We start from the raw sequence: 17,825 nt of genomic DNA on the forward strand, positions 1-17,825 counted from the left end.
AGTGAATCAGAGGTCAGAAAGGCCAAGTGCCGCGTCGATGCCGTTGAGTGCGTCAGCCAGCGCGCCAGCCTTGGCGGCGATTTGCCGACGCTGCGTCTCGTCCACCTGGTCATAGGGGCGCATGCCTCCCTCAGTGGTGCTCAACGCATCAAGTGTGGTGTCCAGATCAGCCATGGCCGCATCGATCTTCTGCAGCAGATCGGCAGCACTGCGGGTCAACAACGGACGCAGCAGATCGACGATTTTGCGGGTTCCGTCCAGGTTGGCGGCAAAGCCGTTGAGGTCGCTGTGGCTGTAGCGTTCCTCTTCGCCGTTACTGCGTACGTCAGCCAGGCTGCGCATCGTGCGGGTGGCGATGGCGGCCAGTTGTTCGGGGGCCAGCGATTGCGCCATCAACTGCTGTTTGAGCTGAGTGACATCGGTTTGCAGGCGCTGCGCGACGGGCGACAGGCCCTCGACGCTGTGCTGATCGAACAATGCGTATTCAATGCGGTGGAAGCCGGTAAAGCCCGGATCCTGTTCACGCTTCTCGTAGTAATCGGCGCGGGCATTGATGGCATTGTCCAGTTCCGAGAGGCGCTGAGCAGCCGGAGCAATACGCTGATACGCGGTGCGGGCGGGCAGGTAGGCCGCCTGAGCGGCGCTCAGGTCGCCAGCTTCAATGGCTTGTTGCAGAGCCGTCACGGCCTTGATCAGCGCCGAACCTTGCAGGCTCAGGTACACCCGGTATTCGGAAAGAGGGCCGATGAAGGCGGTCATCGACGGGCGCGCCTTGGCTTTTGCATCGGACTCGGCGGTCGGGGTGACGTGCAAGGTGCCGCGCGGGTTGCTGAGCAGGCCGCAGGTGATCGCGTAATCGCCGGGTGCCAGGTTGGCATTGATCACCTGGCTCAACCCCGGCGCAATGTTTTCCCGCTCTTCAACCACCAGCACGCCATCAAGAATTTCCCATTCGACGGCGCGTTCCGAGCGGTTGACGATGCGGAAGGCATTCTTGCCCGCCGCCACCGTCAGCACATTTGGCTCACAGTTGCGGGCGTGAATATTGACCACGGTTTCAGTGCCGGCATTGGCCGCGCGCTTTTTTGCCGCGACCTGCGAGGCGTAATAGAACAGCCCGCCTGCGGCAATCATCAGGATCACCGAACCGGCGACAGCCAATTGCAGGACACGGGGCGGCCGGGCGTTCTCGGAAGGCCCTGGGGTACGGATAGACATGGGTGCCCTTATTCGTTCGTCACAGAAGATGTTTTCGGCTGTACGGTCTTGCCGGACGCCGGGGTGTGCGGCATGAAGAACAGCAGCAGCGCCCCGATCAGGTAAATCAGGTAGACGCTCAAGGTGCTGACGGTCGGAGCGTCCTGGTAACCGAACATGCCAGCCAGTACCGAGCCGGCAGGCCCATCCATCGGCAACAGTGCGCTGATGTCGAAAACCACTTCCTGCAGATGATTCCAGACTCCGGCTTCATGTAGCGCCTGAACGGAATTAGCGAGAATGCCCGCGGCCACCACCAGAATAAACAGCCCGGTCCAGCGGAAAAACAGGCTCAGGTTCAGACGCATGCTGCCGCTGTAAATGGCCACGCCGAAGCCCACGGCCAGCAACAGCCCGAGCAGGGCACCCAGCGGCGCGCCCGAGCCTTCACTCTGCTGGAATACTGCGAGCAGAAAGAATACGGTCTCCAGCCCTTCGCGGGCCACGGCGAAAAACACCATGGCGATCAACGCGTAGGTCTGGTTTTTCGAGCCGGTGAGGGCAGCGTCCAGAGACTCATGCAAAGCGTGCTTGATCGAGCGGGCGACCTTGCGCATCCAGAACACCATCGAGCTTAAAATGCCCACGGCGATCAGGCCGACAATGCCTTCGAACAATTCCTGTTGCTTTTGCGGGAACTCGGCGCTCATCAACTCAAGCCCGCCACCGACGAACAGCGACAGCGCGGCAGCGAGGAACACGCCGATCCACACCGTAGGCATCCACTCGCCGCGGCCGGTCTGCTTCAGGTAACTGGCGATAATGCCAACAATCAGCGCGGCTTCGATGCCTTCGCGCAGCATGATCAAAAACGGAACGAGCATATCTCACCGGGTCAAAACTGTAGGCTGAACGTGCTTCAGCGAGCCATAAGCCGGAAACACTGCGTAACATAATGATACTCATTCTTGACTGCGGGTAGTTGTTTTTTATCTGCATCCCGGTTTTGGCAGGTTGTTCAGGTCAGGTTCAGCTGGGCTGGCTTGAGCGTAATAAATACCGGGGCGGCCTACTGTGTGGTCTGACCTGCCTATTTCAATTTGGGAAAACACGATGTCATCAGAATCAGACGCACCTGATAGCGAGTGCGTACCGCCACGTGACGCGAACGCTGCTGCACATGCAGAGGCGGTCGAAATGCTCAAAGCCATCGACAGGCGATGGGAATTACTGATCAATCACGTCGGCCCCTGCCTGCACCCGGTCACTGCCGCGCAGGATCCATTTCAGGCGCTGATCAAGGCCGTCGCCTATCAACAACTGCATGCCAAAGCGGGTGACGCTATGGTGATGAGGCTGCGCGCGCTGTTTCCAGACGCAACCTTTCCGGCCGCGCAGGCATTGATCGATCTGGATGAGCAAACACTGCGCTCCTGCGGTTTCTCGGCGTCCAAATGTCGAGCGATCAAAGCCATTGCCGCGGCACGGGTCGATGGTCTTGTCCCCGATGTCAGCGCTGCATTGGCCATGAGCAATGAAGCGCTTGTCGAACGCCTCATACAGTTGCCGGGCGTAGGTCGCTGGACGGTTGAGATGATGCTCATTTACGGTCTGGGCCAGATGGACGTAATGCCCGCCAGCGACTATGGCGTGTGCGAAGGCTATCGACGGCTGTATGCTCTTGAACTCAAACCGGGTCATAGGGAAATGGCCAGAATTGGCGAACGGTTCGGCCCTTACAGGACGATTGCCGCCTGGTATTTGTGGCGAGTACCGGCCAACTTCAGCGACATCGATTTATCTCGAATTTGAGAGCAAGACTCGGAGTGCCTGTGTGTTGCGACAGGGATAGGCTCATCGAAACCCAAGACAGGCCATCAGCATGGAAAACATGAAAGGCACGTTGAAAACGCGTGCGCCACGAACCGAAGAGGACCCGCGCTGGGAGATCCTGCTCAATCGTCGTTCAGGCGCGGGCGCTGACTTCGTCTACGGTGTGCTGACAACCGGTATCTATTGCAAGCCCGGCAGCCCTAGCAAACTTCCAAGGCCGGAAAACGTCGTGTTCTTTTCTTCGGCGAGCGAGGCTGAAGCTGCCGGGTTTCGCCTGTCGCGGCGCAGTGGCAGTGATCAGCAAAGCGTGGACCTCAAGCATGCTTCGGCCGTTTCCGAAGCCTGCAGGCTGATAGACGCCTGCGACTCGATGCCCAATCTCGCTGCGCTTGCAGAAAAGGTCGGGATGAGCAGTTTTCATTTTCATCGCACTTTCAAGAAACTCACCGGGTTGACGCCCAAAGCCTACAGCGTCGCGTCCTTGCGCTCGCGAGTGAAAGTCCAGCTTTCCCACGATGTGACCATCACCAGTGCGCTGTATGAAGCAGGTTTCAACTCCAACAGCCGATTCTATGAGGCTTCGCAAAAAATGCTGGGCATGAAACCTTCTGAGTACCGGGCAGGCGGGGCCAATGTCGACATCAGGTTTGCACTGGGTGAAAGCTCGCTGGGTTCGATTCTGGTGGCCAGAAGCCCCAAGGGTATCTGCGCCATTTCACTCGGAGACGACCCCAGTGTGCTGGTCGAAAAGTTTCAGGATCAGTACCCCAATGCCAACCTGATCGGCGGGGATGAAGAGTTTGAACAACTTGTCGCCAGGGTCGTGGGCTTTGTCGAGTCGCCTGCGACCGGACTCGCGCTGCCGCTGGACATCCGCGGCACGGTTTTTCAGGAGCGGGTATGGCAGGCGCTCAGGGATATACCTGCCGGATCGACCGCAACCTACACCGATATCGCCACGCGTATCGGTATGCCCAGCGCAGTTCGCGCAGTGGCGAATGCGTGCGGCGCCAACACGCTGGCAGTTGCCATTCCCTGTCATCGGGTCGTGCGCAGCGACGGGTCGTTATCCGGTTATCGCTGGGGTGTCGAGCGCAAGCGCAAGCTGCTTGAAATCGAAGCTGCCGAGGGAGCAGGGCTTTTTTCAGGGCTTTGAACAGCAGCCGGACTCGCCGAGAATCCGGTAGGCCAGCCTTACCCGTTCTTCATTCGGATAGTTCTTGTTGGCCAGAATCACGATGCCGAGCTGTTTTTCCGGTATGAACGCGACGTAGCCACCGAAACCGTTGGTTGATCCGGTCTTGTTGACCCAGACCGCAGATTGCGCTGCCTGCGGCGGCTCGATCACTTCGGTTTTGAGGGTGTTCAGCATGGCACTGGCGTTGCCTTCAAGCAGCTGCCCCAAGCCAACCGGCATCGGATACTGCTCCCAGATCAGGTCCTGAGTCATGCCGCCGACTTTGAAATAGCTGATCCGTGTGTCACTGAGCGCGCGTTGCAGCGGCGCGTCGTATTGACCAGGCCCAAGGTGTGACTCGACAAAACGGATCATGTCCCGCGCACTCGATTTCACGCCGTAGGCTTCACTCGCCAGAGGACCTGGGTTAACCCTGACCGGTTCGTCGAGTTTGTTGTAGCCCTGCGCATAAAGCTTCTGCTTTTCGTCGGGCACGTTCACGTAGGTGTTGCTCAGGTTCAGCGCCGGAAACAGGCGCTGCTGGAGGGCTTTTTCATACGGCAGCTTCATGCTACGCGCCGCAACTATGCCGAGCAGGCCCACACTGGGGTTGGCATAAGTGCGGTGGGTGCCGGGCAGGTAGTCGGGCTGCCAGGCCTTGAAATAGTCCATCAATTGGCGAGTGTTCTGCACCTTGTCGGGCACTTGAAGGGGGAAGCCGCCTGCTGTGTGGGTGCCGAGGTGAAAGACCGGTATTTTGCCCAGGCGTGTGTCATTCAATTGCGGCAGGTAGGTGTCGATGCTGTCGGTCAGCGACAACTGCCCATTGGCCTGCGCCCAGGTGGCCAGTGTGGCGGTGAAGGTTTTGCTGATCGAGCCCAGTTCGAACAACGTATCGCTGGACACCGGCTGGCGGTTTGCCTTTGAGGCGACACCGTAGTTATAGAACTGTTGTGTACCGTTGCGGGTGATGGCGATGGACATGCCTGCAATGTTGTTTTCCTGCATCACCTGCTGCGCCGCTTGCTGCACAACGGCATCAAGGTCAGGTGCCGGTTCTTGAGCGCAGGCAAGGGAAGCGTTCAGCACAAGCGCCGCGCATAACAGTGTCTTATTCCTTGGCATCACATGATTCCTTGTTGTTTTGGGTCGCCGCCGATCATCGAAGAACGCTGTTTTGAAGCCTTGCTGCGGTGGTCGGTGGCGGCGGGTTTGCGTAATATGCCTCCTTTTTTGCGCTTCCTCCACGGGGCGCGGTTCAGGTAACCCATGAAATCAATCCGTATACGCGCCGAAGTCCTGGCCGGGCTCACGACATCCTTTGCCTTGGTGCCCGAGTGCATTGCCTTTGCACTGGTGGCCCATCTCAACCCGCTGATGGGGCTCTACGGCGCGTTCATCATTTGTACGCTGACAGCACTGTTCGGCGGGCGTCCGGGTATGGTTTCCGGCGCGGCCGGTTCGATGGCGGTGGTGATCGTCGCGCTGGTGGTGCAGCACGGCGTGCAATATTTGCTGGCGACTGTATTGCTGGGCGGTTTGATCATGATCCTGTTCGGGCTGCTGCGGCTCGGCAAACTGGTGCGGCTGGTGCCTTATCCGGTGATGCTGGGCTTCGTCAACGGCCTGGCGATTGTCATCGCGATGGCGCAATTGGAGCACTTCAAGGTGGGTGAGTCATGGCTCAGCGGTACGCCGCTGTACGTGATGCTCGGTCTGGTGGCGTTGACCATGGCGATTGTCTATCTGTTGCCGCGCCTGACCCGTGTTGCACCGCCTGCGCTGGTGGCGATCCTGAGCGTCGGGCTGGCGGTCTACCTGCTCGGCCTGCCGACCCGCACCCTGGGCGACATGGCGCACATTGCCGGTGGCCTGCCGGTATTCGCCATGCCGGACATTCCGTGGAACCTGGACACCCTGCGCATCATCGCCCCATACGCCATCCTGATGGCGCTGGTCGGCCTGCTGGAAACCCTGCTGACCCTGAACCTGACCGACGAGATCACCGAAACCCGTGGTTACCCGGATCGCGAGTGCGTGGCACTGGGCGCTGCCAACGTGGTGTCCGGTGCCTTTGGCGGCATGGGCGGCTGCGCGATGATCGGCCAGACGGTGATCAACCTCAGTTCCGGCGGCCGCGGTCGTGTGTCGGGCGTGGTGGCGGGTTTGATGATACTGATGTTCGTGCTGTTTCTGTCGCCGCTGATCGAGCGCATTCCATTGGCGGCGCTGGTCGGGGTGATGTTTGTGGTTGCCCAGCAGACTTTCGCCTGGGCATCGTTGCGTGTGCTGCGCAAGGTGCCGGTCAATGACGTACTGGCGATCATTGCTGTGACCGTGGTCACGGTGCTCACCGATCTGGCCACTGCGGTGCTGTTCGGCATCATCATCGCGGCGATCAACTTTGCCTGGCAGCAGGCCCGCGAGCTGTATGCAGACAGCCATGTAGAGGCCGATGGCAGCAAGGTCTACCACCTGCACGGCACGCTGTTCTTCGCCTCGACCACACCGTTTCTCGACCAGTTCAACCCGGCCGAAGACCCGGCGCAGGTGACACTGGATTGCCGCCACCTGAGTTTCGTCGATTACTCGGCCATTGCTGCGCTCAAGACCTTGCGCGAGCGCTATGTCAAAGCGGGCAAGCATTTGCGCGTGGTGCATCTGTCCGAGCGCTGCAAGCGGCTGCTCAAGCGCGCCGGCGTGCAGCACGCATGAGCCGTTTTTAGACCGTATGTCTTTTCTCTGATACCGAAGGTGTGTGCCTGATGGATGCCGTTTCCCCGCTGCAAGCCTACGAACGTGCCGTCCAGCGTGGTTTTCAGCCTGATCAGGCGCAGTTGCAGGCTGCCCGACAGTTGCAGGCGTGCTATGAGGCCCTGGCCGATGCGCGGGGTCGGGCACAGGGCGTCTATTTGTGGGGGCCGGTCGGGCGCGGCAAGACCTGGTTGATGGACCGCTTTTTCGAAAGCCTGAGCGTGCCGGCCCGGCGTCAGCATTTTCATCACTTCATGCGCTGGGTGCACAAGCGCATGTTCGAGCTGATGGGCACGCCTCAGCCGCTGACCGTGGTCGCCAAAGAGCTGGCGCGGGAAGTGCGGGTGATGTGTTTCGATGAGTTGTTCGTGACTGACATCGGCGACGCAGTGATTCTCGGTGGGCTGCTGCAAGTGATGTTTGAAGAGGGCGTAGTGCTGGTCTGTACGTCCAATCAGCCACCGGAAAAGTTGTACAGCCACGGCCATAATCGTGAGCGCTTCCTGCCAGCGGTCGCCGCGATCCTGAAATACATGAATGTGGTGGCGGTCGACGGCGGCGAGGATCATCGCCTGCACCCCGGACAGTTGCACCAGCGTTACTGGGTTGCACAGGCCGGTCAGCCAAGTGCATTGAAGGGGATATTCGAAGCGCTGAGCGCTGGCCAGCCGGTTCACGACTCGCAGGTCATGCTCGGCTATCGCAGCATCAATGTGGTTCAGCATTCCGATACGGCAGTGTGGTGCCGCTATCGTGACCTGTGTGAACAACCGCTGGCGGCGATGGATTTTATCGCGTTGTGTGATCGTTTCTCGGTGATTCTGCTCAGCGAAGTGCCGCCCCTCAGCGCCGCCCAGCGCGAGGCGAAGATTGCCCGTGGCACCGAGGATGGCGTGGAGCAGGTGACGGCAGGCGACCGCGAGCTGCCGCAGTTATCGCCCAACGACGACGGCGTGCGACGTTTCATTGCGCTGGTGGACGAATGTTACGACCGGCGCATTCCGCTGTATGTCGAAGCGCCTGTGCCGATGGACGAACTGTACACCCAGGGTTATCTGTCGTTTGCTTTTCGGCGCACCCTGAGTCGGCTTCAGGAAATGCAACTGGAGCGTTTCACCGAGACCTGAGCTTCAGGCTGCATCCCGACGGCGCTGGGTCAGCACGTGTTTGGCACCTTCGATCATCAGCACCACGACGGCCAGCCAGATCGGCAGGTAAGTCAGCCATTCATCGCGGCCGATGCTCTCGCCCAGCAACAGGGCGACGCCGACCAGCAGCACCGGCTCGACATAACTGAGCAACCCGAACAGGCTGAACGGCAGCAACCGGCTGGCAACGATATAACTGACCAGTGCCGAGGCACTGATGACCCCGAGCACGGGAATCAGCAGGTACAGCAGCGGTGCCTGCTGGATGGCTTGTGGATGACCGTTGGCGATAAACCACAGGCCGATGGGTAGCATCAGCAGCATGTCGAACCAGAGCCCGCCGAGGTGGTCGGTCTTGAGCTTGCGTCGCAGCACGAAGTACAGCGGATAACCGCCCGCGACCAATAGTGTCTCCCACGAAAAGCTGCCCAGCCGCCATAGCTCATGGCCAACACCGATCATGGCAAATACTGCCGCGACCTTTTGCAGATACGAAAGGTGCTCGCCGTACACGATGCGGCCGGTGAGAATCATGCTCAGCGGCAGCAGGAAATAACCCAGCGATACCTCCAGACTGCGCCCGTGCAGCGGTGCCCACATGAAGATCAGCAACTGCGCGCCGAGCAGCACCGAAGACAGCAGCAGCGCGAAGATCAGCAGCGGTTGCTGCCTGAGCCGGACAGTCACTTCGCGGACTCGCCGCCAGTCTCCGCTGACCAGCATGAACAGCGTCGCGCATGGCACGGTGAGCAGCATGCGCCAGCCGAAGATCTCTTCACCGTCGAGCGGGGTCATCAGTGACGTATAGAAATACATGACCCCGAACAGCGTTGACGCCAGGATCGACAGCACTACACCTTTGTACACGATGGCCTCCGCGACAGCTGATTCGACAGATTGCGCACCTGTCTGGTGCGCGTGGTCGTCAGTCTACTGGCCTGAGGTGCAAAAAGCTGCAAATCGGACGGCCCTTGCACGACGATGGAACGAGCCTCATGCAAGTGCATCAGAGGTTTTGGCTAATCGATCAGCTTTGTTAGGCTGTCGCGCTGGCCGGTGTGACCGTACTCGGCAAATTACAAGGAGCATGCATGACCTCTTTCAGCACCGCAGCCCAGGATGCCAAGGCTCGGGCGGAGCAGTCTTCGACGCGTATCGCGTTTTTCATTGCCGGTTTCAGTGTCGCCTCTTGGGCGCCGCTGGTGCCTTACGTCAAACAGCGGATGGGCCTTGATGAGGGCACGCTCGGGCTTTTGTTGCTGTGCCTCGGCGTAGGCTCGATTCTCTCGATGCCGTTGGCCGGTGCGCTGGCAGCGCGGTTTGGCTGTCGGCGGTTGCTGGTCTGCTCGACGGTGTTGATCTGTCTGTGTCTACCGCTATTGGCGACGATATCCAGTCTGCCGCTACTCATAGCCACGCTGTTCCTGTTTGGCGCGAGCATGGGGGGCGTGGATTGCACGGCCAACGTTCAGGCGGTGATTGTCGAGCGTGCCAGCGGCAAGACCATGATGTCGGGATTCCATGGCCTGTTCAGCCTCGGTGGGATTGTCGGTGCCGCGGGTGTCGCCGGCTTGCTCAGTCTGGGCATCTCGCCATTCACGGCGATGCTGATCGTGGTATTTCTGACGTTGGTTGCGCTGGCCAAAGCGGCGCCGAATCTGTTGCCTTACGGCAGTCCGGCCGATGGGCCAGCCTTTGCCATCCCGCGTGGCGTGGTGCTGTTCATCGGCCTGCTGTGCTTCACCGTATTTCTGGCCGAAGGCGCAATGCTTGACTGGAGCGCGGTATTCCTGACCTCGTTGCGTGGTGTCGAAGCATCGTATGCCGGACTGGGCTATGCGGTATTCGCCGCGACCATGACCCTGGGGCGGTTGTTTGGCGATGCGGTGGTAAAACGGGTGGGCTCCAATCGAGTGATCATTCTTGGCGGGCTGTGTGCCGCAGCGGGGCTGGCCGTCGCGACATTGATCCCGGTCTGGCAGGCGGCGCTGCTGGGGTATGCATTGGTAGGCGCGGGTTGCTCGAACATCGTACCGGTCTGCTACAGCGCAATCGGTCGGCAGAAGACCATGCCGGAAAGCGTGGCGATTCCGGCGATCACCACGGTTGGTTACGCCGGGATTCTGATCGGTCCTGCGGCAATCGGTTTCATCGCCCATGTCAGCAGCCTTGAGCTGGCGTTCATGATCGTTGCCGTGATGCTCTTGGGCGTGGCTATCGGCGGCAGCAAGCTCAGGACCTGATTCTGACTACAACGTGCGCGCCATCCCCGACACCCGGATCGAACTCCCGGGCTGCTCGGGGATTTCCGCGCGCAGACGTGACGGGCTGCCCATGTCCTCGCCCTGAATAATGTCTATCAGGCCACCGTGCGGCCAGCCTATATCGCGCAGATAACCACCCAGGGCCGCCGTGGCCGCACCGGTAGCCGGGTCTTCATAAACGCCGCCGAAGGCAAACGGGTTGCGAGTGTGGAACAGCTGTTCGGTTTCGGCCCATACCAGCAAAATAGTCGCCCAGCCTTCGCGTACCATCAGCTCTCGACCGGCCTGCTGGTCATAGTGCATAGCCTTGAGCTGTGCCCGGCTGTTCAGCGCGAGCACAAGGTGCCCGGCACCGCCGTTGATATGCGCTGGCTTGATGCGTTCATCCAGATCGTTGTGCGTATAGCCGAATAGCGCCAGGGCCTCTTCCAGCAACTGCGCGCTGATCGGCTTGCTGAAGGTCGGTGGCGATTGCAGTGCTGCCGAAGTCAGGGAGCCTTGCGCATGACCCTCGACAGTGATCTGCGCCTGATTGAGCGTCAGGTTGAACACGCCGTCGCCTTGCCGTGCCGCCAGCGCTGCGCCCAAAGCGATGGTCGCGTGTCCGCAGAACGGGACCTCTGCCAGCGGCGAGAAATAACGCACACGCCAGCAACCTTCCACAGGAGCGGCAAACACGGTTTCGGAAAAGCCGACCTCGGCGGCAAGCTGCTGCATGACGACGTCATCGGGCAGCGCATCGCCAATCCACACGCCTGCCGGGTTTCCACCGCGATCGCCATCGCTGAATGCCGCCAGTTTGATTATTTCAGTTGTCATTGAAGGGTGTCCTTGCCGTGGTCATTGGGCGACAGTTTGCAACGGAGCTGATTTGATAATCCAGTGAGAAGAACTGCAGTGCATCTATATGGCTGATGCCTGAGCGCCTGCGCAGACGTCTTCTCTCAAAGCACCTCACACCTTGCCATACGCCGCTGCACTACACGTTCACGCAGTGCGTCGTAGGCCCAATTGAACAGCATGGTGTAAGGCAGAAACATCAGCAGCAGACCGATATCCAGCCAGAATGCTTCCATCAGGCTGATCGTCAGCCACCATGCGGCCAATGGCACGACGGCCAGAATCAGTCCGGCTTCGAAACCTGTTGCGTGCAGCACGCGAGTGGTCAGGCTCATGGCAAACCCGTACCTGTTGCGCAGTCTGTCGAACAGGGCGTTGTAAAGCATGTTCCAAAGCATGGCGATGGTGGAGATCATCACTGTCATGGCGCCCATCATTGCCAGCGAATGGTTCATGAGCCAAGCCAGCAGCGGTGCGACCAGAATCACGCCACCGATCTCGAACAGGCTGGCGTGCAGCGCCCTTTCACGCAGGGTCTTGGACGCTACGGATGCGTGCTGGCTGGCGTGTTGTGGGCTGTTGCTCATGATAAGACTGTCCTTTGTGCTCGTGGGTGGCAGCATTATCATCGGTGTTTGCGTTAACCTGAAAATCAATACCATCGGTAAAGCCGATAAGAGAGTGTCATGAGTTATTCACCGGAAGCCCTGGAAGCCTTCGCCCAGATTGCCGCGCTGGGTTCGTTCAGTGCAGCTGCACGCCGTCTGGGCAAGAGTCAGTCGACGATCAGTGAAGCAATTGCCCGCCTGGAGATCGATTTTGGGCTGGAGCTGTTCGATCGCTCTTCCAGGCAACCGGTTCTGACTGAAGCCGGGCGGGTCATGCTTGGCCGTGTCGATGACCTGTTGTGCGCCTCGGACCGACTGCGCCGGGCTGCTGCAAGGCTTGCGGCAGGCGTCGAGCCAAGGCTGACGCTGGTGCTGTCGGACGCCAACCAGTTCGCCGATTTCGAGCGGCTGATGACCGAGCTGGATCAGCGCTTTCCGGAGCTGGAGATGGAATGCGTATTCGCCGAGCACGGTGATGCCATCAGCCTGGTGCAGTCGGGCAGGGCATCCTTGGGGCTGCTGTCGGCGCAAGCCAGCTACCCACCGGAGATCGGTCACGCGACCATCGACGAAAGTGCCGATTTCGGTCTGTTCGTCTCGCATAAACATCCGCTTGCCGCGCTGGAACGGGTCGATTATCAGCAACTGGCGGGTTACCGCGCATTGCGCCTCAACACGCTGGTCGAGCACAGCATCCCCACCGACGACCTGCCCACCAGCGGTCACCGTCATTGGTCAGCGCCCAATTACCTGCTGTTGATGGACATGGCTGCCTTCGGTTTTGGCTGGTCGGCGTTGCCGCGCTGGCTGGTGTCGCGCTATTCGGGCGGGCTGCTCAAAGAGCTGAAAGTCTCGGGCTGGCCGCGTCGCTCGGCAGTCGATGTCATCTGGTCATTCCAGCGCAGCCTGGGGCCAGCAGGTGCATGGCTGCTGGAGTCGCTGGTGCCGTTTGCCGGAGAGTAAGCGGATCGGCTCTCATAACCGGCAGTCAGCAGTCGCGGGGCTTGCTGATTTCCAGCTATAAAGCATAGACTTTCAACACTGTCGGGTAGGGTAACGCATGACATTCGACTGGCACTCCGATCCTGTTACACGTGATACCCCGGTGGACGACCGCTACCGGAATACGCAGAACGTGAGGCGCTTCATGACCGGACAATGCGGGCCGTCGTTCAGGTTCGACCGGCCATTCATGGCGTGGATCACTAATGGCGAGCCCAAAAACATGGGCCAGGTCGTGGATGAATGGTTGCGTCTGCGAACAGCAGGATCGGAATGAGCTGACGTTGTGGCTGTTGGAGGGCTGCCCGCCCGGGCTCGCTCTGTCTGTATCAAGAAGCACATACCGCTCTGACTTTTCGAAAATCATCGATTTTCGAGTGCAAAATGCCATTATTTTTGCAACCGAGCGTTTTTTCTCGTAGCGTGCTCGTGCCGCCCTGCCTGAAGGGAACGCGGCGCAACCCACACCGCAGGTGCCTCCGCCGTGACCCCGACAGATCTACAACATCTCCAGAGCCGATTATCGGCTCTGGAGCAGGAAAACGCCTCGCTTAAAGAGCGCCTGAGCGTCAGTGGTCAGGAGGCCGAAAACGCCCTGGCGCACTCTCAGGAGCGTTATCGTTTTCTGTTCAACGCGATGGATGAAGGCTTTTGCATCATCGAGTTCTTTGACGGCCCGCACGGCCCGTTGAGCGATTACATTCATATTGAAGCCAACCCGGCTTACGAGTATCACGCCGGCATTCCCAATGTGGTGGGCAAGAAGCTGCGCGAGATGGTTCGCGAAGAGGCGGATGGCTGGGTCGAGTTCTACGGCAAGGTATTGCGCACCGGTGAGCCGGTCCGCTTCGAGCGCGAGCTGGTGGCGACCGGACGCTACCTGGCACTGACCGCGTTCCGCATCGAGCCGGCCAGCCGCAAGCAGGTAGCGGTGTTGTTTCAAGACATCACCGAACGCAAGCGCGCAGAGCTGGCGTTACAGCAGATGAATGAAACGCTGGAGGCTCGTATTGTCGAGGCCGTCGCCGAGCGCAATGTGCTCGCCGATGTCGTCAATGGCACCAATGCATTCATCCATGTCATCGACGCCAATTACCGCTGGATGGCCATCAATGGCTCAGCGCTACGCGAGTTCGAGCGTCTTTTTGGCGTCCGTCCTCAGGTAGGCGACAATATGCTCGACCTGCTGGACGACTGTCCGCAGAGCAAAGCGGGCCTTAAGCAGCGCTGGACGCGGGCGTTGGCAGGCGAGGAGTTTGCCGAAAGCGTCAGCTTCAGCGATTCGAAGGATCCGGCCAGCCACTTCGAAATGCGTTACAGCACGCTTCGCGATGCACAAGGCCAGGCCATTGGCGCGTATCTGTTTGCCTACGACGTCAGCGAACGGTTGCGCGAGCAGGAACGCCTGGCTCAGGCTGAGGATGCCTTGCGCCAGTCGCAGAAGATGGAAGCGGTTGGTCAGTTGACTGGCGGTATCGCCCACGACTTCAACAACCTGCTGACCGGTATCACCGGCTCGCTGGAACTGCTCAAGACGCGCATGAGCCAGGGCCGTTTCACTGAAATAGATCGCTACATAGGGGCTGCGCAGGATGCATCCAAGCGTGCTGCGTCGCTGACTCATCGGCTGCTGGCGTTTTCACGTCGACAAACGCTTGACCCCAAGGCGGTCGACATCAACCGGCTGGTGATCGGGATGGAAGAGCTGATTCGACGTACGGTCGGACCTCACATCACGCTGGAAGTCGTGACCTCAGTCGGGTTGTGGTCGACGTTCATTGACGCCCCGCAACTGGAAAATGCGCTGTTGAACCTGTGTATCAATGCCAGGGATGCCATGCCGCGAGGCGGGCGAATCACCATCGAAACCGCTAACCGGTGGATTGACGAGCGCGGCTCCCAGAGCCGGGACCTGACACCGGGGCAATACCTGTCGCTGTGTGTCAGTGACACCGGTACCGGCATGTCGCCTGAGGTTATCAACCGCGCGTTCGACCCGTTTTTCACCACCAAGCCACTCGGGCAGGGCACGGGTCTGGGATTGTCGATGGTGTACGGTTTTGTGCGCCAGTCCGGTGGGCAGGTGCGTATCTACTCTGAACCTGAGCAGGGCACGACCATGTGCCTGTACCTGCCGCGTCATTACCTTGGGGCTGCGGAAGAGGTCGAGGCTGTCGAGACTTGCGAATCGGCGCCTGCGCAGACCGAGCGTACGGTGATGATTGTCGACGATGAGCCGACCATCCGCATGCTGGTGGCCGAAGTGCTGGAGGATCAGGGGTATATCCCGATCGAGGCGGGCGAGGGCGCGTCTGCGCTGAAGATGCTGGAGTCCGATATGCGTATCGACCTGCTGGTAACCGACGTCGGGTTGCCTGGCGGCATGAACGGTCGGCAACTGGCGGATGCTGCGCGCATCATTCGACCAGACCTTAAAGTGCTGTTCATCACCGGTTATGCTGAGAACGCCATCATTGGTAACGGCCATCTGGATCCGGGGATGTGGGTGCTCACCAAGCCGTTCACCATGGACGCGTTCGCCAGCCGCATCTACGAAATGATCGAACGCAAGGATTGAGTCCAAAAAACGTCAGCGGGCAGGCAGTGTCTGGAATTCGCCTTTCGACAAGCCCTGCACGTCGTTGCCCATGCTGTCACGGATGGTCAGGTCGGCACCTTGGTCGGTCAACGCCTTGAGCACTTCAGTGCGTTTGAACAGCGCCGCGTACATGGCCGCCGTCTGCCCGGCATTGTTGGTCAGGTTTGGGCCGCAATCGGCCTGAACCAGGCGCTTGGCGATGCTCAGTTCACCCTTGAAAATCGCACCCATCAGTGCGGTGTTGCCGCGATTGTCCTTGGCGCAAGGGTCCGCACCGGCACTGATCAGGCGTTCCACCGAATCTTCATGGCCGTGATAGGCGGCCAGAATAAGGCCGGTATAGCCCTGTTCGTCACGCACGTTGAGGTCGTAATGGGCTTCGATGAAGGTGTCCAGCATCGGGTTGTTGCCTTCACGGGATGCGTCGAAAAACAGCGTGCGCAACTGGCTGGCGGTCTGTTCGGCGGTCAGTTCGGAAGCGGGTACAGGGGCGGGTGGGGTTGCGTTTGCGGCTGCAGCAAACAGCAGCAAGGCATAGATCAGATTTTTCACAGGCGTTCTCCTGGCTGGAACCGCCCCGGCGTCGTAAACGCCGGAGCGGGACATCAGATCATCAGTCTTTGAGGCTTGCAGCCAGCGACTTGACCTTGCTCAGATCGCCCTTGGCGACTTCGGTTACCCGAGTGCCGTAGTCCGGATCTGCCTTGTACAGGAACGACAGCATAATGTTCTTGCTTTCGGTGTCGGTGTCAGCCAGCGACTCGCCAAAGCTCTGTACCAGGTCGGTCTTCTCTTTAGGGCTGTAGGCGCGATACAGATCACCCGCCTGCTTGAAGTTCTGCTCACGCGTGATCTTCGCCTGCTGGGTGGTGCCGCTGATCGGCAGTTCGCTGTAGCGCGCTTTTTCGTCGGCTGGACGTGGCTCCAGACGGCTCGGCTCATAGTTGACGCCGCTGGTGGTGTGACCGGTATTCAGAGCACCGTCCTGATTACCGTTGTTCACCGCAACCTTGGGCTGGTTGACCGGCAGGCTCAGACCATTCGCGCCCAGGCGATACATCTGGGTGTCGGCGTAGGAGAACACACGGCCTTGCAGCAGACGGTCCTCGGAAGGCTCGATACCAGGAACCAGGTTAGCCGGGGCCATGGCGACCTGTTCGGTTTCCTGGAAGAAGTTGTCGACGTTCTTGTTCAAGACCATCTGACCGATTTTCTTCTCAGGGACATCAGGCCAGATCTTGGTGGCGTCCAGAGGGTCGAAGTCGAATTTCGACAGCTCTTCAGGCTTCAGGACCTGAACGTACAAGTCCCATTTCGGGAAATCGCCTTTTTTGATGGCACCGACCAGATCGTTGGTCAGGTGGCTGTAGTCCTTGGACTGGACCTGAGCGACTTCTTTCGGATCAAGGTTCTTGATGCCTTGCAGGGTCTTCCAGTGGAACTTGACGTAGTGCACTTCGCCTTTGGCATTCACCAGTTTGTAGGCGTGTACGCCGTTGCCGTCCATGAAGCGATAGCCTGCAGGCGTACCCTCATTTGAATACAGCAGTGTCAGCGTACGGGTGGCTTCTGGAACATGCGAGAAGAAGTCAAAGCGACGCGAATCGTTGTCCAGGTTGGTACGCGGGTCAGGCTTGAAGGCGTGGACCATGTCCGGGAACTTGATGGCGTCACGGATGAAGAAGGTTGGAAAGTTGTTGCCTACCAGGTCCCAGTTACCGTCTGCCGTGTAGAACTTGGTGGCGAAGCCGTGTGGGTCGCGCAGGGTTTCAGGCGAGTGGTTGCCATGGACAACGGAGGAAAAGCGCACGAAGACCGGGGTTTTTTCGCCCGATTTGAACACCGTGGCCTTGCTCAGATCGCTGATATCGGCCGATGCGGTGAACTCACCTTTGACACCCGTGCCGCGAGCGTGGACCACGCGCTCCGGAATACGCTCGCGATCAAAGCGCTGCAGCTTTTGCAACAGCTGCACATCTTGCAGCAGGACAGGCCCTTGGGCGCCTGCAGTCTGAGAGTTCTGATTGTCGCCGACGACGGCACCATTGTCGCGAGTCAGGGTGTCTGCTGCATAGGCGGTCGGAACAGTAACGAGACCGACTGCAGTCAGACACACCATATGTCTGGACCAGTTTAATAACGGCATTTTGAATCCCTCATATTTTTAGTAGGCCGGTTTATCTTAGGCGCGTGAGGGCAGGGCGGTGATTATAAAAATATATCGGGGTGATTAAGATAAATACTGAGAGGGGAGAGGAACCGAGTAAAAACTTTCAAAATTAGTTGAATAATTTCCTTGGATATGAGGAAGGCGGGCTACAGGTGAACGTATAAAAAATCATGGTTTTAGTTATGTATAACCATGAAAATAAAGGAATTTTTATTAAATGTTGGTATTAATAA

Annotated in this window: 17 protein-coding genes; 8 read left to right on the forward strand and 9 right to left on the reverse strand. The window is 59.2% G+C overall.

Annotated features, from left to right (window positions below; genetic code table 11):
• Positions 1 to 6 precede the first annotated feature (6 nt).
• On the reverse strand, positions 7 to 1,218 hold the full coding sequence (efeO, locus tag RYB66_RS18865) for an iron uptake system protein EfeO (protein WP_054996441.1): 1,212 nt from the start codon (positions 1,216 to 1,218) through the stop codon (positions 7 to 9).
• Positions 1,219 to 1,226: 8 nt separating this feature from the next.
• The gene (efeU, locus tag RYB66_RS18870; RefSeq protein ID WP_316895133.1) at positions 1,227 to 2,081 is read right to left on the reverse strand and encodes an iron uptake transporter permease EfeU; all 855 of its coding nucleotides are present in this window, start codon (positions 2,079 to 2,081) and stop codon (positions 1,227 to 1,229) included.
• A 313-nt stretch (positions 2,082 to 2,394) separates the two neighbouring features.
• Between efeU and RYB66_RS18875 the strand changes: the two genes are divergently transcribed.
• Both RYB66_RS18875 and ada read left to right on the forward strand, forming a co-directional pair.
• Positions 2,395 to 3,009, forward strand: a complete 615-nt coding sequence (locus RYB66_RS18875; protein ID WP_004657053.1) for a DNA-3-methyladenine glycosylase family protein — start codon at positions 2,395 to 2,397, stop codon at positions 3,007 to 3,009.
• Positions 3,010 to 3,079: 70 nt separating this feature from the next.
• Positions 3,080 to 4,186, forward strand: a complete 1,107-nt coding sequence (gene ada / locus RYB66_RS18880) for a bifunctional DNA-binding transcriptional regulator/O6-methylguanine-DNA methyltransferase Ada (protein ID WP_316895135.1) — start codon at positions 3,080 to 3,082, stop codon at positions 4,184 to 4,186.
• On the opposite strand, the gene ampC is transcribed toward ada, so the two are convergent.
• Positions 4,175 to 5,332, reverse strand: coding sequence for a class C beta-lactamase (gene ampC, locus RYB66_RS18885; RefSeq protein WP_316895137.1), 1,158 nt, complete (start codon positions 5,330 to 5,332; stop codon positions 4,175 to 4,177). The two genes, ada and ampC, sit on opposite strands and share 12 nt — an antisense overlap.
• Complete coding sequence (locus RYB66_RS18890) at positions 5,332 to 5,478, reverse strand: hypothetical protein (protein WP_005744526.1); 147 nt, start codon at positions 5,476 to 5,478, stop codon at positions 5,332 to 5,334. The genes ampC and RYB66_RS18890 overlap by 1 nt, the downstream gene beginning before the upstream one ends.
• Here RYB66_RS18890 and RYB66_RS18895 point away from each other — a divergent pair.
• Positions 5,477 to 6,922, forward strand: a complete 1,446-nt coding sequence (locus tag RYB66_RS18895) for a SulP family inorganic anion transporter (protein WP_005744525.1) — start codon at positions 5,477 to 5,479, stop codon at positions 6,920 to 6,922. The genes RYB66_RS18890 and RYB66_RS18895 overlap by 2 nt on opposite strands.
• Before the next feature lie 50 nt (positions 6,923 to 6,972).
• Positions 6,973 to 8,088 (forward strand): cell division protein ZapE, encoded by a 1,116-nt coding sequence (zapE, locus tag RYB66_RS18900; protein ID WP_004665791.1) that lies wholly within the window; start codon positions 6,973 to 6,975, stop codon positions 8,086 to 8,088.
• Between the two features lie 3 nt (positions 8,089 to 8,091).
• Here zapE and rarD read toward each other — a convergent pair whose 3' ends face one another.
• Positions 8,092 to 8,976: an EamA family transporter RarD gene (gene rarD / locus RYB66_RS18905; RefSeq protein WP_005744523.1), complete on the reverse strand. Its 885-nt coding sequence runs from the start codon at positions 8,974 to 8,976 to the stop codon at positions 8,092 to 8,094.
• Between the two features lie 224 nt (positions 8,977 to 9,200).
• Between rarD and RYB66_RS18910 the strand changes: the two genes are divergently transcribed.
• On the forward strand, positions 9,201 to 10,352 hold the full coding sequence (locus RYB66_RS18910) for an MFS transporter (protein ID WP_010197997.1): 1,152 nt from the start codon (positions 9,201 to 9,203) through the stop codon (positions 10,350 to 10,352).
• 6 nt (positions 10,353 to 10,358) lie between these two features.
• Here RYB66_RS18910 and RYB66_RS18915 read toward each other — a convergent pair whose 3' ends face one another.
• Positions 10,359 to 11,192, reverse strand: a complete 834-nt coding sequence (locus RYB66_RS18915) for a PhzF family phenazine biosynthesis protein (protein ID WP_016980897.1) — start codon at positions 11,190 to 11,192, stop codon at positions 10,359 to 10,361.
• 125 nt (positions 11,193 to 11,317) lie between these two features.
• Entirely contained in the window at positions 11,318 to 11,800 is a 483-nt protein-coding gene (locus RYB66_RS18920; RefSeq protein ID WP_122280531.1) for a multidrug/biocide efflux PACE transporter, read from the reverse strand.
• A 99-nt stretch (positions 11,801 to 11,899) separates the two neighbouring features.
• Here RYB66_RS18920 and RYB66_RS18925 point away from each other — a divergent pair, with 99 nt between their 5' ends.
• The 3 genes from RYB66_RS18925 (at position 11,900) to RYB66_RS18935 (ending at position 15,401) form a co-directional block, all read left to right on the forward strand.
• Complete coding sequence (locus RYB66_RS18925) at positions 11,900 to 12,784, forward strand: LysR family transcriptional regulator (RefSeq protein WP_002554175.1); 885 nt, start codon at positions 11,900 to 11,902, stop codon at positions 12,782 to 12,784.
• A 97-nt stretch (positions 12,785 to 12,881) separates the two neighbouring features.
• Positions 12,882 to 13,100, forward strand: a complete 219-nt coding sequence (locus RYB66_RS18930; RefSeq protein WP_011169042.1) for a DUF6434 domain-containing protein — start codon at positions 12,882 to 12,884, stop codon at positions 13,098 to 13,100.
• Positions 13,101 to 13,307: 207 nt separating this feature from the next.
• Complete coding sequence (locus RYB66_RS18935) at positions 13,308 to 15,401, forward strand: PAS domain-containing sensor histidine kinase (RefSeq protein WP_316886914.1); 2,094 nt, start codon at positions 13,308 to 13,310, stop codon at positions 15,399 to 15,401.
• Positions 15,402 to 15,413: 12 nt separating this feature from the next.
• On the opposite strand, the gene RYB66_RS18940 is transcribed toward RYB66_RS18935, so the two are convergent.
• Entirely contained in the window at positions 15,414 to 15,974 is a 561-nt protein-coding gene (locus RYB66_RS18940; protein ID WP_016980895.1) for an ankyrin repeat domain-containing protein, read from the reverse strand.
• 61 nt (positions 15,975 to 16,035) lie between these two features.
• Positions 16,036 to 17,541, reverse strand: a complete 1,506-nt coding sequence (katB, locus tag RYB66_RS18945) for a catalase KatB (RefSeq protein WP_316895199.1) — start codon at positions 17,539 to 17,541, stop codon at positions 16,036 to 16,038.
• Positions 17,542 to 17,825: the final 284 nt, after the last annotated feature.

Source organism: Pseudomonas syringae group sp. 243L2 (genome assembly GCF_032587875.1).
Classification (GTDB): Bacteria; Pseudomonadota; Gammaproteobacteria; order Pseudomonadales; family Pseudomonadaceae; genus Aquipseudomonas; species Aquipseudomonas amygdali.